The sequence below is a fragment of the Nocardioides convexus genome (assembly GCF_011090295.1).
On record NZ_JAAMYA010000001.1, the window covers coordinates 156,313 to 175,947 of the forward strand.

The following is a 19,635-nucleotide window of genomic DNA, read 5'->3' on the forward strand; positions in this document are numbered from 1 at the left end:
GGTTATGCAAACCTTGCACGCGGCGGCCGCGCTGGCTCCCGAGCGCGCTCCGGTGGCGCCCTCGGGACGCAACGCGCGGGTCGCGATCCTGGTGGGTGCCGTGGTGCTCGTGCTCGCCGGCGTGGTCCTCAGCCTGGCGCTCGGCGTGCGCGAGGTGGCCTTCGGTGAGGCCTGGCGCGCGCTGACCGACCCGGTCGCCGGCAACGTCGACCACTCGGTGATCCGCGGCCAGCGGGTCCCGCGCACGATCATCGCGCTGCTCGCCGGCACCGCGCTCGGCCTGGCGGGCGTGGTGAGCCAGGGGATCACCCGCAACCCGCTGGCCGACCCCGGCCTGCTCGGCCTCAACGCCGGGGCCGCGCTCGGCGTCGTGGTGGCGGCCACGGCCTTCGGGGTGATGTCCCCGCTCGGCTCGGTCTGGTTCGCCTTCCTCGGCGCCGCGATCGCGGCGGTGGTGGTCTTCTCCGTCGGCAACGGCCGACCCGTCCAAGCCTGGCCCTGGCGGGGGCCACGGTGACCGCGCTGCTCACGCCGCTCTCGACGCTGGTGCTCTTCCGCGACGTCGACGCCCTCAACGACCTGCGGTACTGGCAGGTCGGCGCGCTCAACGGCCGCGACCTCGACGCCGTGTCCGTGCTGTGGCCCTTCGTCGCGGTGGGCGCCGCGCTGGCCTTCTTCGTCGCCCACCGGCTCAACGGGCTGGCGCTCGGCGACGACGTCGCGGCTGCCCTGGGTCAGAGCGTGGGGACCACGCGCCTGCTCGGCGGCCTCGCGATCATCTGCCTCGCCGGTGCCGCGACCGCCCTGGCCGGCCCCATCGCGCTGGTCGGCCTCGCCGTCCCGCACGCCGCGCGGCGCCTGGTCGGCACGGACTACCGCTGGGTCGTGCCGCTGTGCGCGCTGCTCGGCCCGGTCATGCTGATGACCGCCGACATCGTCGGCCGGCTGGTGAAGTCCGACGGACTCGAGGCCGGCGTGGTCGCCGCGATCATCGGCGCACCGGTGCTCGTCGCCGTGGCCCGCGGCCGACGGGTGGCGGGCCTGTGAGCACCACGACGAGCACGTCGCCCACCGTCGCGCCGATCACCCGGATCCGGCGCCGCCACCGCACGCGCGCCCTCGTCGTGGTCGTGGTGGGCGCCGCGATCTGCCTCGGGCTGCTGCTCGTGACCTTCGGGCTGGGCGCGGCCGGCGTACCGCCGGGGCGCTCGTTCCCCGCACTCCTCGGCGTCGGCGACCGCTTCGACCTGCTCGTGGTGCGCGAGTCCGGCTCCCGCGCGCGGCGGCCGCCGTGGTCGCCGGCATCGCCTTCGGCCTGGCGGGCGCGCTCTTCCAGTCCACGCTGCGCAACAACCTCGCCAGCCCCGACATCCTCGGCATCTCCGGTGGTGCCTCGCTGGGCGCGGTGACCGCCATCGTCGGGTACGGCGCCACGGGAGCCGCCGTCAACCTGGCCGCCTTCGCCGGGGCCCTGGTGACGGCGTTCGCGATCTGGGTGCTGGCCTGGCGCAACGGCCTGCACGGCATCCGGTTCGTCCTGGTGGGCGTCGGCATCGCCTACCTCTGCGGCTCGCTCATCTCCTGGCGCCTGGCCGAGACCGAGTCTCCGCGACGCGAGCACCGTGCTGCTGTGGACCGTCGGCAGCGTGTCCGACGTCCGCGACGGCACCCTCGGCATCCTCACCGCCGGCGTGGCCCTGCTGGCGCTGCTCACCGTCCCGATCGCCCGCGAGCAGCGGGCCCTCGCCCTCGGCGACGAGCACGCCCAGGGTCTCGGCCTCGGGCCGGCGCGCGCCCGGGTGACGGCCCTGCTCATCGGGGTCGGGCTGGTCGCGCTCGCCACCGCCGTCGCCGGCCCGATCGCCTTCGTCGCCCTGGTCTCGCCGGCCATCGCCCGCCGCCTGGTCGACGACGGCGGCCCGGCGCTGCTGACCTCGGCCGTCGTCGGCGCCGCGCTCACCATGGCGGCCGACGTGATCGGCCAGTACGCCCTCCCCGGCGGGATCACCGCACAGGTCGGCATCGTGACCGGCCTGATCGGTGCGCCGTACCTCCTCCTGCTCCTTGCCCGCAGTGAACGAAAGGCCACCCGATGAGCACCTCGATCACCGCCCAGGGCCTCGCGCTCGGCTACCGCGGCCACGCCGTCATCGAGAACCTCGACATCGAGCTCCCGCCCGGCCAGGTGACCGCGATCGTCGGCCCGAACGCCTGCGGCAAGTCCACCCTGCTGCGCGGGCTCGCGCGGCTGCACCCGTTGACCGCCGGGACGGTGCGCATCGACGGCCGGGACGCCGCATCGCTCTCGCGCCGCGAGCCTGGCCCGGCTGATCGGGGTGCTGCCGCAGTCCTCGGTCGCACCGGACGGGGTGCGGGTCGCCGGTGCTGGTGGGCCGGGGCCGGTTCCCGCACCAGGGCTGGTTCGGCCGGCACACCAGCGCCGACGACCGGATCGTGATGCGCTCCCTGGAGGCGACCGGCGTCGCCGACCTGGCCGAGCGGCGCCTGGAGGAGCCTGTCCGGCGGGCAGCGGCAGCGGGTCTGGATCGCGATGGTGCTCGCGCAGGAGACCGACGCGGTGCTGCTGGACGAGCCCACGACGTACCTCGACGTGACGCACCAGACTCGAGTCTGCTCGACCTGCTCAGCGACCTCAACGCCGAGCGCGGGACGACGGTCGTCATGGTCCTGCACGAGACTCAACTACGCCGCGCGGTACGCCGACCACATGGTCGTCATGTCCGGAGGGCGGATCGCCGCCCAGGGTGCTCCGGGAGACGTGCTGACCGTCGAGTCGGTCCGCTCGGCCTTCGGCCTGGAGGCCGAGGTGGTCCCGGACCCGGTGACCGGGGGACCGCTCGTGGTGCCCAAGGGCCGGACCCGCCGCGGCCTCGCCGCAGCGGACCGTTAGGATAGCCTCACCTAACCCCGAGAACCCGAGGAGGAGACGTGCGGATCACGCGCGCCTTCCGCCGGAGCACGGCGCTCGTCGCCGGTCTGGCGACCGTCCTGGCCCTGGCGGCCTGTGGCACCGAAGACACCGACAAGGACGCCGGCGAGACCACCCTCGCCGTCACCGACAAGTTCCCGATCACCATCGAGCACGCCTTCGGCTCGACGGAGATCAAGTCCGAGCCCCAGCGCGTCGCCACCTGGGGCTGGGGCTCCACCGAGGCGGCCATCGCCTCGGGCGTCTACCCCGTCGCGATCGCCGAGCAGCCTGTGGACCGTCGGCAAGGGCAACCTGCTGCCGTGGGTCGAGGAGGCCTACGACAAGGAGAAGGTCGCGCACCCGACCCTGCTCCCCGACGACGGGTCCGGTGCCACCGTCCCCTACGACGAGTTCATCGCCGCCAAGCCGGACCTGATCCTCGCGCCGTACTCCGGTCTGACGAAGGAGCAGTACAAGAAGGCTCTCCGAGATCGCGCCGACCGTCGCCTACCCCGAGGCGCCCTGGACGACGACCTGGCAGGACACCATCACCATCACCGCCAAGGCCCTGGGCCGCAGCGAGCACGGTGCCAAGATCCTCGCCGACATCGACAAGTCCCTGGCCGACCAGGCCAAGGCGCACCCGGAGTTCCAGGGCAAGACGATCGCCGCGCTCTACCCGGCGCCGTCCTCGATCTCGCTCTACACCGAGCCTGGACCCGCGCCTGTCGATCCTCACCAAGCCTGGGCTTCGAGGTCGCGCCGAGCGTGGCCAAAGCCTGGACACGTCCAAGGGCGGGTTCTACTTCGACATGAGTCTACGAGAAGGTCGACGCCATCGACGCCGACGCCGTCGTCACCTACTTCGACGACGACCAGCAGGCCGCGGCGTTCCTCAAGGACCAGAAGGCGCTCGCGATCCCGGCCGTCAAGGACGGCCACGTCGCCCAGGTCGTCGGTCGCGAGAAGATCTCCGCCGTCTCCCCGCCGACCGCTCTGAGCCTTCCAGTGGTCCGGCGGCATGCCCGACCTGGTCGAGAAGGCTCTCGGCGGCCGTGAAGAAGTAGCGCGGCCGGTTCTCGGGAGCCTCGCCGCAACGAGCCCCTCGCCCCTCGTGGGCGGGGGGCTCGGCTGTTCCGGTACGACGCCTCAGCGCGGCCCGTCGGGGTAGATGCTGCGGGTCTCGGCGCGCTGGTAGCGCCGGGGGAGGTGGTCGGTGAGGTAGATCTTGGGCAGGGCCTTGGCGATCGACAGCGCGACGTACACGACGGTGTTGATCGCCACGAAGGCCGCGAGGATCGCGAACGCGTGCGAGCGGACGAGGGCCTCGGGGAAGAGGATGCCGAGCGGAACCAGCAGGCTGCTCATCGCGGTCATGCCTCCACCCGGTTGCCGCTCGGGGTCTGGACGACGTGCTTCCAGGCGGCCTGGCGCCCGATGGACATGTCGATGATCCCCTTGAGGTAGACGATGTCGAGGAAGAGCGCGTAGGCCAGGCTCCGGGAAGAGGGTGGCGGCGAGCAGGCGGGCCTTCCAGCCCCCGCGCCACACGGTGATGATCCGCTCGGCGGTGAAGATCAGGCCGGTGCCGACCCAGAACGGGAACCACACCCACTGGTCGAAGGAGGTCATCATCAAGAACATCAGCAGCAGGTAGGCGAACAGCGCGATCACGCCGTAGCCGATGCCGAGTTCGCTGGGCCCAGTAGCGGAAGGTCGCCGGGCGCATGCCGTACTCGCCGAGGTTCTCCAGAGCACCGCGCTGCCAGCGCAGGCGCTGGGCCCACAGCGCGCGCCAGGTGGGCATCACCTCGGTCACCACCGTGCAGTCGGACGGGGAGATGATCAGGCCGCCGAGGGTCTTGAGGGCGAGGGTGATCTCGTTGTCCTCGGTGAGGACGAGGGTGTCGTAGACGTCGCCGGGGATGCCGGGCAGGATCTTGCCGCGCTCGGCGGCGACGGCACGCAGCGCCCGCGGCCGGAAGGCGGTGGCGGTGCCGGTGAGCACGAAGACCCGGCCGCGGCGGCGGCGCAGGTCGCGGCCGTAGCGGGTGTACTCGTTGCGCTGGAACTGCCCGATCAGGCCCTTGCCCTCCTCGCCGTAGAAGAGCCCGCCGACGGCCATCAGCGCGCGGTCGGCGCTCATCCGCCGGACGACGGCCTCCAGGAAGCCGTCGTCGAGGGAGGTGTCGGCGTCCATCACCATGACCAGGTCGTTCTCGCCCTGGCCGGGCAGCACGTCCTTGAGGCACTGGTTGAGGCCGCCGGCCTTCTTGTGCTTGTTGTCGACGGTCTCGAAGACCTCGACGCCCATCGAGCGCGCGATGGCGGGGGTGTCGTCGGTGCAGTTGTCGGCGACGACGATGATCCGCTCGGGCGGGTGCGACTGCGCGAGCAGGGACTCCAGGGTGCCGCGGATCGCGGCCTCCTCGTTGTGCGCGGGCACCAGGACGGTCAACGTGACGGGACCGTGGAAGACGCCGCGGGTCTCCGTCATCACGTGCTTCGGCGACAGCGGCAGCCCGGCGCCGTCCTCGCTGCGCCGGGCGCGGTTGGCGATGCGGCGCTCGAGCACCGCGACGCCGGCAGCGAAGAGCAGGGCCAGGCCCGCGGCGAACGCCAGCGTGGGCAGGGTCGGCGCCTCGGTGTCGTAGAGCAGGTGCCAGACACCGAAGACGATGCCGTCGGACGGTGCGGCCTGACCACTGCGGGTGTCGGAGACCGCCCACCACAGGAGCGCGGCGCCCAGGGCCGCCGTACCGATGATCAGCAGCCCCACGGCTCGTTGAAGCCCGCGCATGCTCGTTCCTCCCGAGAGATCCTCCACCTCAAACCCTCCTCGACCTTAGGACATCGCCGGTCGGGAAACCATCCGGCGACACTTCTCCGATCGGCGCGAGAGCCGCCGATCTGAAGGGGCGAGATCCCGCACGGAGGCGGGGGAGCACGAGCGCCAGGACGGAGAACCCATGGGGTCGCGAGCGGATTCTTCCGTGGCGCACTGCGCCGTGGCCGCGGACGAGCACCTGCGCCTCGTCGTCGACGCCTCGCCCAGTGCGATGCTCCTCGTCGCCGGTGACGGCCGGGTCGTCCTGGCCAATGCCGAGGCGGAGCACTCCTTCGGCTACTCCCGCGAGGAGCCTGCAGCAGGCTGCGCGTGGAGGACCTGGTGCCGCAGCGGTTCCGGCAGCACCACGACCGCACCCGCGAGGAGTACGTCGCCCACCCGTCGCGTCGCGGCATGGGTGTGGGCCGCGAGTCTCTACGCCGTGCGCAAGGACGGCACCGAGATGCGGGTCGAGATCGGGCTGAACCCGATCACGATCGGCGGCGAGCGCTACGTGCTGGCCTCGGTCATCGACATCACCGAGCGGCTGCGCGGCCGGAGGCCGAGAAGGCCGCGGCCGAGAACCTGCTGCGCCGCACCATCTTGGACACCATCCCGTTCTGCGTGCTCGTCATCGACGGCGCCGGGCGGATCGTCACCGCCAACCCGGCCGCGGAGTCGCTCCTCGGCTACCGCCAGGACGAGCCTGATCGGGCGGTGGCTCACCGACATCGACGCCGTCGAGCGGGCCCGCTACGCCGACGGCACCCCCGCGCTGAGCCGGGTGGGTGCCGACGAGGCGGAGTGGACCTACCTGCACCGGGACGGGTACGCCGTACCGGTCAACGAGGCGATCGTCCCGCTCCCGCTGGGGGAGGAGCCGGGTTTCATCGTCGTGGCCTACGACATCGCCCACCGGATCGAGGACCGCGAGCGGGTGGAGCACCTGGCCACTCACGACGGCCTGACGAACCTGCCGAACCGGTCGCTGCTGGTGCGCCACCTCGACCGGGCCTTCGACTGCGTCGACCGATCGCAGCGCCAGGTGGCCCTGCTGCTGCTCGACCTCGACCACTTCAAGCGGATCAACGACTCCCTGGGGCACCACATCGGCGACGAGTTTGCTCGTCGTCGTCGCCGAGCGGCTGCTGGCCTGGGGGCACCAGGGCGACGTGGTGGCCCGGCTCGGTGGCGACGAGTTCGTCATCGTCTTCGACGACCTCGACCCGGGCACCGACCTGGACGCCCGGCTCGACGGGTTGCTGTCGGCGGTCCTGGCCCCGATCGTGGTGCACGGCTACGAGCCTGGCGGTGACCGCGAGCATCGGCGGCGCGCTGTACCCGGCCGACGGCGACGACCCGGTCACCCTGCTCAAGCACGCCGACATCGCGATGTACGAGGCCAAGGCCGCCGGCCGCAACACGGTGCGCTGGTTCGAGCACGGGATGCTGGCCGACAACAACGACAAGCTCTCGCTCTCGGCCGCGTTGCGCCAGGCCATCGAGACCGACGAGCTCTCCCTGGTCTTCCAGCCGCAGATCGACCTCGGCTCGGGTGAGGTGATCGGCGTCGAGGCGCTCGCGCGCTGGTCCAGCCCGCTGCTCGGCGCGGTCGCACCGGACCGCTTCATCCCGGTCGCCGAGGACGGCGGCATGATCACCGGACTCGGCGGCTGGGTGCTGCGCTCGGCGTGCCGCTCCCTCGCCCGGATGCAGGAGGCGCTGGGCCGCCGGCTGCGCCTGGCGGTCAACGTCTCGCCGCGCCAGCCTGCGCGGGGAGAGCCTGGCTCGCGGAGATCGCCGACGCCATCGCCAGGCTCCGGCATCGCCCCCTCGCAGCCTGGAGGTGGAGCTCACCGAGGGCATCCTGATCGAGGACCACGGCGACGTCGTCGACATGCTGCAGTCGCTGCGCGACCTCGGCGTGACGATCGTGGTCGACGACTTCGGCCGCGGCTACAGCAGCCTGGCGTACCTGACGAAGTTCCCCATCGACAAGATCAAGATCGACCGGTCCTTCATCTCCGAGATCACCAGCCTCGACACCGATGCCGCCATCGTGGACGCCATCATCGTGATGGCGCACGCGCTGGGCATGACGGTCGTCGCGGAGGGCGTGGAGACCGAGGTGCAGGAGCAGTACCTGCGCGAGCGCGGCTGCGACGAGGTGCAGGGCTACCGGTACAGCCCCGGTGTGCCCGCCGCCGACCTGGTCACCGTGGCGCAGGGGCTCGCGCCCGTCGGCTGACCGGCACGGCCGCAGGCAGGGAACGAGCGACGCGCTCGCGCAGTCGGGCTCAGTACGACTTGGGCAGGCCGAGCATCGCGGTGCCGATGTGGGCGAGGACCAGGCTCCTCGGCGACGGGGATGTTCTTCGCGATCCGGGCGTCGCGGAAGATCCGCTCGACCGGGTACTCCTTCGAGTAGGCCATCCCGCCGAGGGTCTGGAAGGCCTGGTTGGCGGCCTCCCAGCCGACCTGGGCGCCGGTGAGTCTTGGCGACGTTCGCCTCGTTGCCGCAGGGCCGGCCCTGGTCGAAGAGCCAGGCCGCCTTGTAGGTCATCAGCCGGCCGGTCTCGGTCTTCGCCTTGATCTGGGCGAGCGGGAACTGCAGGCCCTGGTTGGCCCCGATGGGGCGGCCGAAGACCTCGCGCTCGCGGGCGTAGTCGCTGGCGATGCGCAGCGCGGCGTCCGCCGTGCCGATGCCGCCGGACGCGGCAAGGATGCGCTCGGGGTTGAGCACGTCCCACAGGACGGCGAAGCCGGCGTCGACCTCGCCGATGACGTTCTCGGCCGGCACCCGTACGTCGTCGAGGAAGACCTGGCTCGAGTGCAGGATGTTGCTGCCCATCTTCGGGATGGGCGTGTAGGAGAGGGTCCCGTCGGCGAGCGCCTTCTGGACGTCGACGAGGAACAGGGTGAACCCGGCGGTGCGCGGCAGCCCCCGCTCGCGGGTCTCGGCCGCGGGGATGGTCCGGGTGACGGCGACCATCCAGTCGGCGTTCTCGACGTTGGAGATCCAGACCTTCTGGCCCTTGATGACGAACTCGTCGCCGTCGCGGCGGGCGGCGGTCGTGATCTCGATCGCGTTGCTGCCGGCGTCGGGCTCGGTGAGCGCGAGGCAGAACTGCAGGCTCGCCGGTCGCGAGGCCCGGCAGGATCCGCTGCTTCTGCTCCTCGGTGCCGTGCCGGGTCAGCGTCATCGCGCCGAAGCCCGGGGTGGTGACGTAGAAGAAGGTCCCGGCGACGCCGCCGGAGGCGCAGAGGGTCATGTTCGCGACGGCCAGGCTCGAGCAGGCCCTGGCCCCCGCCGCCGTACTCCTCGGGGACGCACAGCCCGAACCAGCCGCCCTGGCCGAGGTCGTCGAAGACCTCGCGCGGGAAGCGGTGCTCCTCCTCGCAGCGCGACCAGTAGGAGTGGTCGTACCTGGCAGCAACGGCGGCCACGCCCTCCTGAACGGCGAGGGCGGTGTCGGGCAGGTCGAAGTCCATGGGATTCTCTCTCGCGGTGGGCGGGTCAGACGAGCGGGCGCCCGAGACGGCGGCGCAGCCGCATGTCGGCGAGCCACAGGTTGAACGGGAACATCCGCAGAGGCCGGGGGAGCACCCGCTCCAGCCGGCCGACGGCGCGCAGCAACCGGTCGAAGCGGCGCTGCTGGCGTGCGGTCCAGGACAGGCCCATCGCCTCGCGGAACAGCGGCGGCAGGAAGCCGGTGGTGACGAAGACCAGGAAGGGCGCCATCAGCCGGAACGGCGCGGGGAAGTTCCGCAAGGTGGTCAGCCTGCAGGAGGTACGCCGCCACGTCGGGGTCGATGTCGACCTCCGCCAGCGACTCCTCCCAGTAGGCGTCGAAGGCGGCACGGTCGGCGGGCCAGGCCTCGGCCGGCATCTGCAGGGTGGTGCCGAAGCGCGCGCAGTGGGCGTAGAGCGCGTCCGCCTCGGCCTCGGGCAGCGGACCGTGCATCCTCTCGACCATGTCGGCGGTGCCGTAGTAGAGGCAGGCCGCGACCCAGGTCTGCAGCCGCGGATCCATCGCCTTGTACGCGACCTTCTCGCCGGGGCGCGAGTAGACCTGCGCGTGCTGGCGGTTGACCTCCTTGCGGAAGGCCGTGCGCTCGGCGTCGGTGCCGAGCAGCGCCACGGCGAGGTAGGTGAAGGTGGTGCGCCCGCGCTTGAAGGGCCGCTTCATCGCCGAGCCGTCGTCGACGCGGCTGTTCATCACGCCGTGGCCGACGCCGGGCCAGCTCAGCCTGCATGATCACGTTGGCCGGGCCGGCGAGGTGGGCGCCGATGCCCGACACGTGCGCGCCCATGTCGAACCCGTCGGGCACGGGGAGGTCGCGCACCCTCGGGCCGCGGGGAGTGGTGGCGGAGCCTGGTCACGCCCTCAGGCTAGACCGTTATTGGCACACTGCCAATAGGATAGGCTCGATCGCATGAGCGAGGTCGCCCGCCGCCAGCGGCTGTCCCCGGACCAACGCCGCGAGCAGATCCTGCTCGCGGCGGAGCGGCTGTTCGCCGAGCGCCCCTACGTCGAGGTGTCCACCACCGAGCTCGCCGCTGCTGCGGGCGTCGCGCGGGGCCTGCTCAACCACTACTTCGGCGACAAGCGCGCCCTCTACCTGGAGGTGGTACGACGCGCCGCGCTGCTGCCCGAGATCGGGGACGTGCCGCTGCCGACCGGCTCGCTGCCCGAGCGCGTGGACGCGGCCGTGCACTGGTTCCTCGGCTCGATCACCCCGGAGCGCGCGACCTACCTGACGATCGGCGCGGCCGAGGGGATCGGCGACGACGCGGAGGTGCGGGCGATCCTCGACGGAGCCCACGACCCGGCCGCCGGCCGGGTGCTGGAGCCTGGTCGGGGGCGACCCCGCCGATGCCGCGGCCCGGGCGGCGATCCGGGCCTTCGGCGAGCTCGCGCGCGGGACGATCCGGGAGTGGTCCCGTGCCGGCACGCTGACCCGTGAGCAGGCGCACCTGCTGCTGCGCGAGTCCCTGCTGGTCATCGTGCAGAACGTGCTGCCCGGCCTCTGAGATCGAGCCGCCCGGCCCGCTTGGCGTCGTACATCGCCTGGTCGGCGCGGTTGATCAGGCTGCGCGAGGTGCACCCGTCGGTGGACACGGCCGTGCCGATGCTCGCCGTGATCCGGTCGTACGGCGCGTCCGCGGCCTGACCGTAGGGCTGGGCCACCGCGCGGCGGATCCGCTCGGCGCACGAACCCGACTCGGTGGGGTCGGTGAGCGCGTGGTGCACCACCACGAACTCGTCGCCGCCGAGCCGGGCCACCGTGTCGCCCGGACCCGTGACCGCCACCAGCCGCCGGGCGATCTCGACGAGGAGCAGGTCGCCCTCGTCGTGGCCCCAGGCGTCGTTGACGATCTTGAAGCCGTCGAGGTCCAGCACCACGACGCCGACCGTCCCGGCAGCGCCGGTGACCAGCGCCCGGTCCAGCCGCTCGGTGAGCAGGATGCGGTTGGCGAGCCCGGTCAGCGGGTCGTGCAGCGCGAGGTGCCGCAGGCTGGCCGATCAGGTCGTTGCGCGAGTCGCGGAAGAGGGCGAGGGTGAGCACGACCAGGGTCAGGCATCCCACCATCGCCTGGGCGAGCAGCGCCTGCTCGCGGATGGTCACCCCCTGCAGCGCGCCGCGGTCGAGCAGGGTGGCCCACACGATCGAGCAGCCCGCGGCGAGCAGGAAGACGGTGGCGACCGTGGTGGAGAAGCGCAGGGAGACCCACATCGCGGGCACCATCACCGCGAACGCAAGGGGCAGCCCCGGGTTGAACCAGAAGACCCGGGCGAAGACCGAGACCACGACCACGGTGCAGGCGGCGGTCTCCAGCACCCGGGCGCCGGTGAGGTCCGGACGGCGCCAGGTGGCCTGCAGCAGGCGCAGCGCCACGGCGACCCCGGTGAGCACCGCCACGCCGTTGCGGACGGCGAAGAGCGCGAAGGTCTGCCGCAGGCTCCTCGTGCCCGGTGAGAGCGAAGTAGGAGACCGCGAGCGCTGCCGCGACCAGGGTGCCGCAGGCGACGGCCACCACGAGCCGGCCGAGGTCGGCCGGGTCGCGCAGCGCGACCGGGCGCTCGCCGTAGCGCAGCACGAGGGTGACGACGGCCGCCATGGCGAGGTTCACCCCGACGAACCACGTCGCGAGCGACAGGCTCGCCCCGGTGGTGAGGTTCACCCCGAAGGTCAGCACGCCGAGCACGCCCCAGTGGGCCAGCGCCGCGCGGCGGGAGAGGCTGCTCGCGTAGAGGCCCCACAGCACGGCCACGGCCGCCGCCGGCCAGGCGAGGGAGATCTCGCCGCCGTCGACGCGGGTGCTCCGACCGACCAGGATCGCGAGCGTGTACGCGATGCCGAGGCCGAGCGCGGGCAGTGCTGCCCGGACGGCACGTCCGGTCACGGTCCTCTCCACTTCCGTCGGCGGGGCGGGTACCTGTCCATCGGCCGTTCCGCGCGTCATCGGAGGACTTCGGACCAACCTTCGACCAATCTCCGCGCGCCATGCTGCGTGTGACGACCTTCACTGCTCTCGGGAGTTCGCACCATGGGGAAAGAAACGCGGCGGCAGCGTGCCGCCCAGACTCAGCCGGCGCTCGTTCGTCGGGTACGTCGTCGGAGGCACCACGCTGATGGTGGCCGCCGACCTGACCGTCGGGGTGGACCCGGCCCAGGCGCTGCCGATCCCGTCGGTGCCGCAGGTGCCGGAGCTCTACGACCTCAACGACTTCCTGTCGCACTGCGCGCTGCCGACCTCCGGGCTGATCGGGATCACCCTCGACGCCCAGGGCGACGCGCACTTCGCACTGCCACGGATGGAGGTCGGGCAGGGGATCACCACCGCGATCGCGATGCTGATCGCCGACGAGCCTGGACCTGCCGATCGAGCGCGTGCACGTCACGCTGGCTCCGGCCCGCCAGGAGCCTGCTCTTCAACCAGGCTCACCGGCGGCTCGAACACCATCGTCTCGATGTACACCCCGGTGCGGGTCGCCGCGGCGGTCGCTCGCAAGGCGCTGCTCGACGCCGCGGCGATCCGGACTCGGAGCGCTCGTGGACACGCTGGTCACCAAGGCCGGCGTGATCACCGCGCCCGGCGGGACGTCGGTGTCGTACGCCGACGTGGCGAGCGCCGCCGCCGCACCGAGCACCACCAAGGTGCGGGTCCGGCTCAAGACCGCCTCCGAGCGCACCCTGGTCGGTACGCCGCAGCGCCGGATCGACGCGCTCGACGCCGTGACCGGGCGCAAGAAGTTCGCGATGGACCTCGACGTCCCCGACGCGCTGCCGACGATGGTCTGCCGCGCTCCCGGGCTCAACGGCACCGCCCGCTCGGTGCGCAACCGGGCCGCGGTCGCCGCGATGCCGGGCGTCACCCACGTCGCGATCATCCCCACCGGCGTGGCCGTGCGGGCGCGTACCTTCGGGCAGTGCATCGACGCGGTGCGGGCGCTCGACGTGGAGTGGAACGCCGGGACGGTGCCGGGCAAGAACGCCGACGACATCCAGCGCGAGCCTGCGCCGCGCCGAGCCCCGCTCGTCGTCCCCCAGCCTAGGGGCGACCTCGGTCGACGGCGCCTTCACCTTCCACTTCCGCAGCGGTTCGGCGCTGGAGCCCAACTGCGCGGTAGCCGACGTCCGGGCCGGGCGGGCGACGATCTGGGGCGGGCTCAAGTCCCCGATCGACGCCCAGTCCAAGGTGGCCAAGGCGCTCGGGATGCCGCAGGACAGGGTGACCGTGAACGTGGTGCAGGGCGGCGGCTCCTTCGGCCGCAAAGTTTGTTCAGCGACGCGGCCATCGAGGCGGCGCACGCGTCGAAGGCCTTCGGTGTGCCGGTGAAGCCGATGTGGCACCGCGCCGACGAGCCGCGCCAGGGACGGGTGCACCCGATGGCGACCTCGCGGATCCGCGCGACGGTGCTGGCAGGCAGCGTCATCAGGCTTCGAGCAGCGGCACACCAGCGTGCCGACGGACTTCACCCACGGCCTCGGGGAGCGACTGACGGCCGAGGTGGCGGCACTGCCCACGGGCCTGGCGAACCTCGGCTTCTCGGAGACGATCTTCCTGCTCACCCAGGAGCCTGCCCTACAACTTCGGGGTCGTCACCCAGCCTGCTCAACGAGCCGGACCCCGCGCCGGACCGGTTCAACACCAGACTCGGTGCGCAACATCTACTCACCCGACGTCGCCACCGCCAACGAGCCTGATGGTGGACCAGGTCGCGGCCCGGCTCAGGCAGGACCCGGTCGCCTTCCGTCGTACCTATCTCAAGAGCCGGGTGGTCAAGCGGGTGCTCGACCGCGCCGCGGAGCCTGGGCGAGTGGGGCAAGAGGATGCCGGCCGGCACCGCGCAGGGGATCGCGATCCACAAGGAGTACAAGGGCGCGACGGCCGTCGTCGTCGAGATCGACTGCCGGCCCGAGACGGTCAACCGCAAGGTCCGCGACGCGGTCACCGGGCCGCGGGTCACCCGCGCGACGGTGGTGGTCGACGCGGGTGTGGTGATCAACCCCGAGGGGGTGAAGGCGCAGATGATGGGCGGCTTCTCCGACGGGATGGCCCAGGCGCTGACCTACTCCAACCACCTCGTGGACGGCCACTTCCTCGAGGCCAGCCTGGGACAACTCGGCGTACACCCGGCAGTGGAACGCACCGCTGGAGTTCCACTGCGAGGTGATGGCATCGGAGAGCCGTGAGCCCGGGGGCGTCGGCGAGGCCGGTGTCGCCGCGTCGATGGCCGCCGTGGCCTGCGCCTACGCCCGGGCCACCGGCACGCTGCCCACCGAGTTCCCGATCAACTTCCGGGCCCCGCTGCACTTCGAGCCCAAGTCGTTCATCCCGCCCGTCCCGGAGTCGCCGACCGACGGCCTCCGCCACACGTTCTGAGGTCGTCATGGCGAAGCACACCTTCCAGACTCAACGGCGAGACCGTGACCGTCGACGTCGAGGACGACGTCCGCATCCTGTGGGTGCTCCGCGACGTCCTCGGGGTGACCGGCCCGAAGTACGGCTGCGGGATCAACGTCTGCAAGGCCTGTACGTCGCACATCAACGGCAAGGCGTTCAACCCCTGCTCGGTGCGGGTCGACGCGCTCTCCGCCGACGACGAGATCACCACCATCGAGGGGCTCGCCGGCACCACCCCCGGCGACGGCCTGCACCCGATGCAGGACGCCTGGCTCGAGCACGACGTCGCCCAGTGCGGCTACTGCCAGCCCGGCCAGATCATGGCCGCGGTCGCCCTGGTCAACAAGGTGCGGGCCGAGGGCCGCTCGATCACCGAGGACGACCTGGACTCCATCCGCAACGTGTGCCGGTGCGGGACCTACTCGCGGATCCGCGAGGCGGTGCGCACCGGCGAGGCGGCGATGGGCTGAGCCCCTCAGCACTCGATCACGTTGACGGCGAGGCCGCCGCGCGAGGTCTCCTTGTACTTGGTGTGCATGTCGCGCCCGGTGTCGCGCATCGTGCGCAGCGCCTTGTCGAGGCTGACCTTGTGCGAGCCGTTGCCGTGACAGGCGAGCCGGGCGGCGTTGATGGCCTTCACCGAGGCGATGGCGTTGCGCTCGATGCAGGGGATCTGGACGAGTCCACCGATCGGGTCGCAGGTCAGGCCGAGGTTGTGCTCGATGCCCACCTCGGCGGCGTTCTCGACCTGCTCGGGAGTGCCGCCGATCAGGCTCGCACAGCGCGGCGGCGGCCATCGCGCAGGCGGAGCCGACCTCGCCCTGGCAGCCGACCTCGGCACCGGAGATCGAGGCGTTGGTCTTGGCGAGGATGCCGATCGCCGCTCCGGTCAGCAGGAAGCGGACGATGCCGTCGTCGCGCTCGGTCTCGCTCAGCCCGGGCGCCACGAAGCGCACCCAGTAGTGCAGCACCGCCGGGACGATCCCGGCCGCGCCGTTGGTGGGCGCGGTGACCACCCGGCCGCCGGAAGCGTTCTGCTCGTTGACCGCGAGGGCGAACAGGTTCACCCAGTCCAGCACGTCGAGCGGGTCGCGCCCACCGCGTGCCCGGAGGTCCGCGCGCAGCCGCGGTGCCCGGCGGGGGACCTTCAACCCGCCCGGCAGCACGCCGTCGCGGGCACAGCCCTCCTCGACGCACTCCACCATCACCCGCCAGATGTCGAGCAGCCCGGCGCGCACCTCGGCCTCCGTGTGCCAGGTCAGGCTCGTTGGCGAGCATCACGTCGGAGATCCGCAGCCCGGTCCGCTCGCAGACCGCCAGCAGGCTCGGCGCCGGTGGTGAACGGGTGGGGGAGCACGGTGTCGTCCTCGACCACCCGGTCGGCGCCGATCCGGTCGTCGTCGACCACGAAGCCCCCACCCACCGAGTAGTAGGTGCGGGCGCGCAGCACGTCCCCCGCGGCGTCGTACGCCGTGAAGACCATGCCGTTCGGGTGGGCCGGCAGCGAGCGGCGCCGGTGCAGAACGACGTCGTCGGTGGTGAAGCCTGATCAGCCGGCCGTCGGGGAGCGTCAGGCTCCTGCTGCTCGTGGATCGCGGCCACCCGGGCGTCGTACGTGCTGGTGTCGGTGGTGGCGGGGTCGTCGCCCTGCAGGCCGAGGACGACCGCCTTGACCGAGCCGTGCCCGTGACCGGTGGCGCCGAGCGAGCCGAACAGGCTCCGCACGCACGCGGGCGACCTGCGGCTCGTGCGCCAGGCCGTGCGCGAACAGCGCGGCGGCCCGCATCGGGCCGACCGTGTGCGAGGAGGACGGCCCGATGCCGATCGAGTAGAGGTCGAAGGTGCTCAGCGCCATCCGGTCAGGCTCCGGGTAGAGGGGGAAGCGCTTCGCCAGCGCGGAGACGCGTCCGGCCAGTGCCGCCGTCAGGTCCGCCGACGGGGTGCGGGTCAGCGCGGTGGCGATGATGTCGCCGACGGCGGCGAACTCCTCGGGCCCGAAGCCGCGGGTGGCCAGCGCGGGCGTGCCGATCCGCAGCCCGGAGGTGATCATCGGCGGACGCGGGTCGAAGGGCACCGCGTTGCGGTTGACCGTCAGCCCGATCGCGTGCAGGCGGTCCTCGGCCTGCCGCCCGTCGAGTCTCGGAGTCGCGCAGGTCCACCAGCACCAGGTGCACGTCGGTGCCGCCGGTCAGCACGATGATGCCGGCCTCGCGCATCCGCTCCGAGCCCAGCCTTGGCCGCGAGGACACGGGCCCCGTCGAGGGTGCGCTGCTGGCGCTCGGCGAACTCCGCGGAGGCGGCCATCTTGAAGCCCACCGCCTTGGCGGCCACGACGTGCTCCAGCGGGCCGCCCTGCTGGCCGGGGAAGACCGCGCTGTCGATCCGCTTCGCGAGGCCGGCGCGGCTGAGGATCACCCCGCCACGCGGGCCGCCGAGCGTCTTGTGGGTCGTCGTGGTGACGACGTCGGCATAGGGCACCGGGCTCGGGTGCAGGCCCGCCGCGACGAGACCGGCGAAGTGCGCCATGTCGACCATGAGGTGGGCGCCGACCAGGTCCGCGATGCGGCGGAACTCGGCGAAGTCCAGGTGGCGCGGGTACGCCGACCAGCCGGCCACGATCAGCGACGGCCGGTGCTCCAGGGCCAGCCGCTCGACCTCGGCCATGTCGACGCGGTGGTCGGTGTCGTCCACGTGGTAGGCCGCGACGTTGTAGAGCCGGCCGGAGAAGTTGAGCCGCATCCCGTGCGTGAGGTGCCCGCCGTGCGCGAGGTCGAGGCCGAGGATCGTGTCGCCGGGCTGGAGCAGCGCGGACATCGCGGCGGCGTTGGCCTGCGCGCCCGAGTGCGGCTGCACGTTGGCGGCCTCGGCGCCGAAGAGCGCCTTCACCCGGTCGATGGCGAGTTTGCTCGATGACGTCGACGTGCTCGCAGCCGCCGTAGTAGCGGCGCCCGGGATAGCCCTCGGCGTACTTGTTGGTGAGGACCGAGCCCTGCGCCTCCATCACCGCGACCGGTGCGGAGTTCTCCGAGGCGATCGACACCAGCGTGTCCTGCTGCCGGGCCAGGCTCGGCACCGATCGCGGCGTGCACCTGCGGGTCGTACGACGCCAGCGGCTCGTCCAGCGCGCGGCCCATCACTGCGCCACGAGTGCGTCGTAGGCGGCCGCGTCGAGCAGGTCGCCGGCCGCGGCGAAGCGCACCACGAACAGCCAGCCCTCGCCGAACGGGTCGCTGTTGACCAGGCTCGGGTCGGCGTCGACGGCCGCGTTGACCTCGAGCACCTCCCCGGTGACCGGGGCATACAGGTCGCTGACGGACTTGGTGGACTCCAGGCTCGCCGCAGGCCTCGCCGGCCGTGACGGTGTGGCCGGGGGTGGGCAGGTCGACGTACACGACGTCGCCGAGGGCGTCGGCGGCGAAGGCGGTGATGCCGACGCGCGCGGTGTCGCCGTCGACGGCGAGCCACTCGTGCTCGGCGGTGTACTTCAGACTCGGTGGGGTTGCTCACGACGTGCTCCTCAACGGGTGCGGGTGTAGAAGGGCAGGGCGACGACCTCGGCGTCCACGGGGGTGCCGCGCAGGGACACCGCCAGCCGGGTGCCGGCTGCGGCGAGGTCCGGCCGCACGGCGGCGAGCGCCACCGGCGTGCCCAGGGTGGGGGAGGGCGCGCCGCTGGTCACGGTGCCGACCTGCTCGCCGGTGGCGGGGTCGAGCACCGGGTAGCCCGCCCGCGGGGCCCGGCGCCCGGTCGCGACCAGTCCCACGAGCAGGTGCCGCGGACCCGCGGCCCGGCGCTCGCGCAGTGCGGCCTCGCCGACGAAGCCGGCCGGCTTGTCGAGGTCCACGACCCGGCCCAGGTTCGCCTCGTCGGGCGTGCTGGCGCGGCTCAGGCTCCTGGCCGTAGAGCGGCATCCCCGCCTCCAGGCGCAAGGTGTCGCGGCAAGCCAGACCGGCCGGGACCAGGCCCTGCGGCTCGCCGGCCCCCCACAGCGCGCTCCACACGGCGGCGGCGTCGACCGGGCGGCAGTAGACCTCGAAGCCGTCCTCGCCGGTGTAGCCGGTGCGGGCCAGCAGCACGTCCACGCCGGCCAGGGACCCGGCGGTGATGGCGTAGTACCTCAGCGACGGGACGTCGAGCTCGGTCAGCCCCGCCACGATGCCGGCGGCGAGCGGGCCCTGGACCGCCAGCAGCGCCCAGTCGGCGGACGTGTCGCGGACCTCCGCGTCGTACCCGTGGGCGCGGGCGGCGATCTCCGGTGCCACCACGGCGACGTTGCTCGCGTTGGCGACCACGAGGAAGTGCTCCTCGGCGAGGCGGTAGACGACCAGGTCGTCGACGATGCCGCCGTCCTCGGCGCAGATCATCGTGTAGCGCGCCCGGCCGACGCCGATCGCGGACGGGCGCCCGGTGAGCGCGTGGTCGAGCGCGGCGCCGGCCTCGGGCCCGGTGACCTCGATCTCGCCCATGTGGGTGAGGTCGAAGAGGCCGGCGGCGGTACGGACCGCGTGGTGCTCGGCGAGCTCGGAGTCGTAGCGCACCGGCATCCGCCAGCCGGCGAAGTCGGTGAAGGAGGCGCCGAGGGCGCGGTGGACGTCGTCCAGCGGGGTCGGTCGGGACAGGGTCGTCGAGGTCGTCGATGTCATGCGGGAGGCTCCTGGAGGGGACCACGGCAGCAGCCGGGTCGAGGTCGGATGGCCTCCCCGCTCTGTCATCGGTACCTGAGAGCTTCACCGCCCGGGGGCGGCTTGCACCGTGGGTGCGGGACGCGAGGGTCCCGTCTTTCCAGAGTTCGCCTCGTCCCAGCGGTCAGGGTGCCTGAGAGATTCGTGGGGAGATTTGCTCCTTCGGCGCCCGGCTCGGTGGCCGGGTCTCTCCCGCTGGGTGTCGACAGCGCGATCTTCGGTTGTGGCGCCGAGCCTAGGCAGCGCACCCCGGCCGGTCAACGCCGGTCGCGCGCCGGGC

Annotated in this window: 21 protein-coding genes, 5 pseudogenes and 1 riboswitch; of the genes and pseudogenes, 15 read left to right on the plus strand and 11 right to left on the minus strand. The window is 72.5% G+C overall.

The window, feature by feature from the left end:
* Nucleotides 1–4: 4 nt before the first annotated feature.
* From G5V59_RS01165 to G5V59_RS35430, 5 genes and pseudogenes are all read left to right on the plus strand, one after another.
* Nucleotides 5–1,047: pseudogene (locus tag G5V59_RS01165) on the plus strand (iron ABC transporter permease).
* On the plus strand, nucleotides 1,044–1,409 hold the full coding sequence (locus G5V59_RS01170; protein ID WP_278255309.1) for a hypothetical protein: 366 nt from the start codon (nucleotides 1,044–1,046) through the stop codon (nucleotides 1,407–1,409). The pseudogene G5V59_RS01165 and the gene G5V59_RS01170 overlap by 4 nt, the downstream one beginning before the upstream one ends.
* Entirely contained in the window at nucleotides 1,292–2,077 is a 786-nt protein-coding gene (locus G5V59_RS01175; RefSeq protein ID WP_278255310.1) for an iron chelate uptake ABC transporter family permease subunit, read from the plus strand. Before G5V59_RS01170 ends, G5V59_RS01175 begins: the two co-directional genes overlap by 118 nt.
* Nucleotides 2,078–2,092: 15 nt before the next feature.
* The gene (locus G5V59_RS35425) at nucleotides 2,093–2,458 is read left to right on the plus strand and encodes an ATP-binding cassette domain-containing protein (RefSeq protein WP_341350808.1); all 366 of its coding nucleotides are present in this window, start codon (nucleotides 2,093–2,095) and stop codon (nucleotides 2,456–2,458) included.
* A gap of 93 nt (nucleotides 2,459–2,551) precedes the next feature.
* Nucleotides 2,552–2,911 (plus strand): hypothetical protein, encoded by a 360-nt coding sequence (locus G5V59_RS35430; protein ID WP_341350809.1) that lies wholly within the window; start codon nucleotides 2,552–2,554, stop codon nucleotides 2,909–2,911.
* 949 nt (nucleotides 2,912–3,860) lie between these two features.
* Here G5V59_RS35430 and G5V59_RS01185 read toward each other — a convergent pair.
* The gene (locus tag G5V59_RS01185) at nucleotides 3,861–5,759 is read right to left on the minus strand and encodes a glycosyltransferase (RefSeq protein WP_278255311.1); all 1,899 of its coding nucleotides are present in this window, start codon (nucleotides 5,757–5,759) and stop codon (nucleotides 3,861–3,863) included.
* A 166-nt stretch (nucleotides 5,760–5,925) separates the two neighbouring features.
* Here G5V59_RS01185 and G5V59_RS01190 point away from each other — a divergent pair, with 166 nt between their 5' ends.
* The 4 genes from G5V59_RS01190 (at nucleotide 5,926) to G5V59_RS01205 (ending at nucleotide 8,007) form a co-directional block, all read left to right on the plus strand.
* Nucleotides 5,926–7,074 carry a PAS domain S-box protein gene (locus G5V59_RS01190; RefSeq protein ID WP_278255312.1) on the plus strand — a complete coding sequence of 383 codons (1,149 nt, stop codon included), beginning with the start codon at nucleotides 5,926–5,928 and terminating at the stop codon, nucleotides 7,072–7,074.
* Entirely contained in the window at nucleotides 7,046–7,318 is a 273-nt protein-coding gene (locus G5V59_RS01195; RefSeq protein ID WP_278255313.1) for a hypothetical protein, read from the plus strand. The genes G5V59_RS01190 and G5V59_RS01195 overlap by 29 nt, the downstream gene beginning before the upstream one ends.
* Nucleotides 7,319–7,450: 132 nt before the next feature.
* Entirely contained in the window at nucleotides 7,451–7,630 is a 180-nt protein-coding gene (locus G5V59_RS01200) for a hypothetical protein (RefSeq protein ID WP_278255314.1), read from the plus strand.
* Nucleotides 7,606–8,007, plus strand: a complete 402-nt coding sequence (locus G5V59_RS01205; RefSeq protein WP_278255315.1) for an EAL domain-containing protein — start codon at nucleotides 7,606–7,608, stop codon at nucleotides 8,005–8,007. The genes G5V59_RS01200 and G5V59_RS01205 overlap by 25 nt, the downstream gene beginning before the upstream one ends.
* A gap of 49 nt (nucleotides 8,008–8,056) precedes the next feature.
* On the opposite strand, the gene G5V59_RS01210 is transcribed toward G5V59_RS01205, so the two are convergent.
* Genes G5V59_RS01210 through G5V59_RS01225 form a run of 4 tightly spaced genes read right to left on the minus strand, consistent with a single transcriptional unit; the run spans nucleotide 8,057 to nucleotide 10,143 of the window.
* Entirely contained in the window at nucleotides 8,057–9,328 is a 1,272-nt protein-coding gene (locus G5V59_RS01210; protein WP_278255316.1) for an acyl-CoA dehydrogenase family protein, read from the minus strand.
* Nucleotides 9,277–9,621 (minus strand): oxygenase MpaB family protein, encoded by a 345-nt coding sequence (locus G5V59_RS01215; RefSeq protein ID WP_341350810.1) that lies wholly within the window; start codon nucleotides 9,619–9,621, stop codon nucleotides 9,277–9,279. Before G5V59_RS01215 ends, G5V59_RS01210 begins: the two co-directional genes overlap by 52 nt.
* Complete coding sequence (locus tag G5V59_RS01220; RefSeq protein WP_278255318.1) at nucleotides 9,537–10,016, minus strand: hypothetical protein; 480 nt, start codon at nucleotides 10,014–10,016, stop codon at nucleotides 9,537–9,539. The genes G5V59_RS01215 and G5V59_RS01220 overlap by 85 nt, the downstream gene beginning before the upstream one ends.
* Nucleotides 10,006–10,143 carry a hypothetical protein gene (locus tag G5V59_RS01225; protein WP_278255319.1) on the minus strand — a complete coding sequence of 46 codons (138 nt, stop codon included), beginning with the start codon at nucleotides 10,141–10,143 and terminating at the stop codon, nucleotides 10,006–10,008. The genes G5V59_RS01220 and G5V59_RS01225 overlap by 11 nt, the downstream gene beginning before the upstream one ends.
* Nucleotides 10,144–10,196: 53 nt before the next feature.
* Between G5V59_RS01225 and G5V59_RS01230 the strand changes: the two genes are divergently transcribed.
* Nucleotides 10,197–10,727 (plus strand): TetR/AcrR family transcriptional regulator, encoded by a 531-nt coding sequence (locus G5V59_RS01230; RefSeq protein ID WP_278255320.1) that lies wholly within the window; start codon nucleotides 10,197–10,199, stop codon nucleotides 10,725–10,727.
* A 35-nt stretch (nucleotides 10,728–10,762) separates the two neighbouring features.
* Here G5V59_RS01230 and G5V59_RS01235 read toward each other — a convergent pair whose 3' ends face one another.
* Nucleotides 10,763–11,278: a GGDEF domain-containing protein gene (locus G5V59_RS01235; protein ID WP_341351115.1), complete on the minus strand. Its 516-nt coding sequence runs from the start codon at nucleotides 11,276–11,278 to the stop codon at nucleotides 10,763–10,765.
* Nucleotides 11,248–12,168, minus strand: coding sequence for a hypothetical protein (locus G5V59_RS01240; RefSeq protein ID WP_278255321.1), 921 nt, complete (start codon nucleotides 12,166–12,168; stop codon nucleotides 11,248–11,250). Before G5V59_RS01240 ends, G5V59_RS01235 begins: the two co-directional genes overlap by 31 nt.
* 169 nt (nucleotides 12,169–12,337) lie before the next feature.
* On the opposite strand from G5V59_RS01240, the gene G5V59_RS01245 reads away from it, so the two are divergent.
* The 5 genes from G5V59_RS01245 (at nucleotide 12,338) to G5V59_RS01265 (ending at nucleotide 15,143) form a co-directional block, all read left to right on the plus strand.
* A complete protein-coding gene (locus G5V59_RS01245; RefSeq protein WP_278255322.1) occupies nucleotides 12,338–13,321 on the plus strand; it encodes a hypothetical protein in 984 nt (327 codons plus the stop codon).
* Nucleotides 13,322–13,374: 53 nt separating this feature from the next.
* On the plus strand, nucleotides 13,375–13,605 hold the full coding sequence (locus G5V59_RS01250; RefSeq protein WP_278259560.1) for a molybdopterin cofactor-binding domain-containing protein: 231 nt from the start codon (nucleotides 13,375–13,377) through the stop codon (nucleotides 13,603–13,605).
* A gap of 494 nt (nucleotides 13,606–14,099) precedes the next feature.
* The gene (locus G5V59_RS01255) at nucleotides 14,100–14,462 is read left to right on the plus strand and encodes a molybdopterin cofactor-binding domain-containing protein (RefSeq protein ID WP_278255323.1); all 363 of its coding nucleotides are present in this window, start codon (nucleotides 14,100–14,102) and stop codon (nucleotides 14,460–14,462) included.
* Nucleotides 14,443–14,652 (plus strand): hypothetical protein, encoded by a 210-nt coding sequence (locus tag G5V59_RS01260; RefSeq protein WP_278255324.1) that lies wholly within the window; start codon nucleotides 14,443–14,445, stop codon nucleotides 14,650–14,652. Before G5V59_RS01255 ends, G5V59_RS01260 begins: the two co-directional genes overlap by 20 nt.
* 44 nt (nucleotides 14,653–14,696) lie before the next feature.
* Nucleotides 14,697–15,143: a 2Fe-2S iron-sulfur cluster-binding protein gene (locus G5V59_RS01265; RefSeq protein ID WP_341350811.1), complete on the plus strand. Its 447-nt coding sequence runs from the start codon at nucleotides 14,697–14,699 to the stop codon at nucleotides 15,141–15,143.
* A gap of 5 nt (nucleotides 15,144–15,148) precedes the next feature.
* Here the strand turns inward: G5V59_RS01265 and G5V59_RS35435 are convergent.
* The 4 pseudogenes from G5V59_RS35435 to gcvT form a co-directional block, all read right to left on the minus strand.
* A pseudogene (locus tag G5V59_RS35435) lies at nucleotides 15,149–16,528 on the minus strand (L-serine ammonia-lyase).
* Nucleotides 16,529–16,540: 12 nt separating this feature from the next.
* Nucleotides 16,541–17,807, minus strand: a pseudogene (glyA, locus tag G5V59_RS01295) (serine hydroxymethyltransferase); the annotation flags it as partial.
* Nucleotides 17,807–18,161, minus strand: a pseudogene (gene gcvH / locus G5V59_RS01300) (glycine cleavage system protein GcvH). The pseudogenes gcvH and glyA, both read right to left, overlap by 1 nt.
* Before the next feature lie 29 nt (nucleotides 18,162–18,190).
* Nucleotides 18,191–19,316 (minus strand): annotated as a pseudogene (gene gcvT, locus G5V59_RS35440) (glycine cleavage system aminomethyltransferase GcvT).
* Nucleotides 19,317–19,466: 150 nt separating this feature from the next.
* A riboswitch (glycine riboswitch) is annotated at nucleotides 19,467–19,560 on the minus strand.
* Between the last annotated feature and the right edge of the window lie 75 nt (nucleotides 19,561–19,635).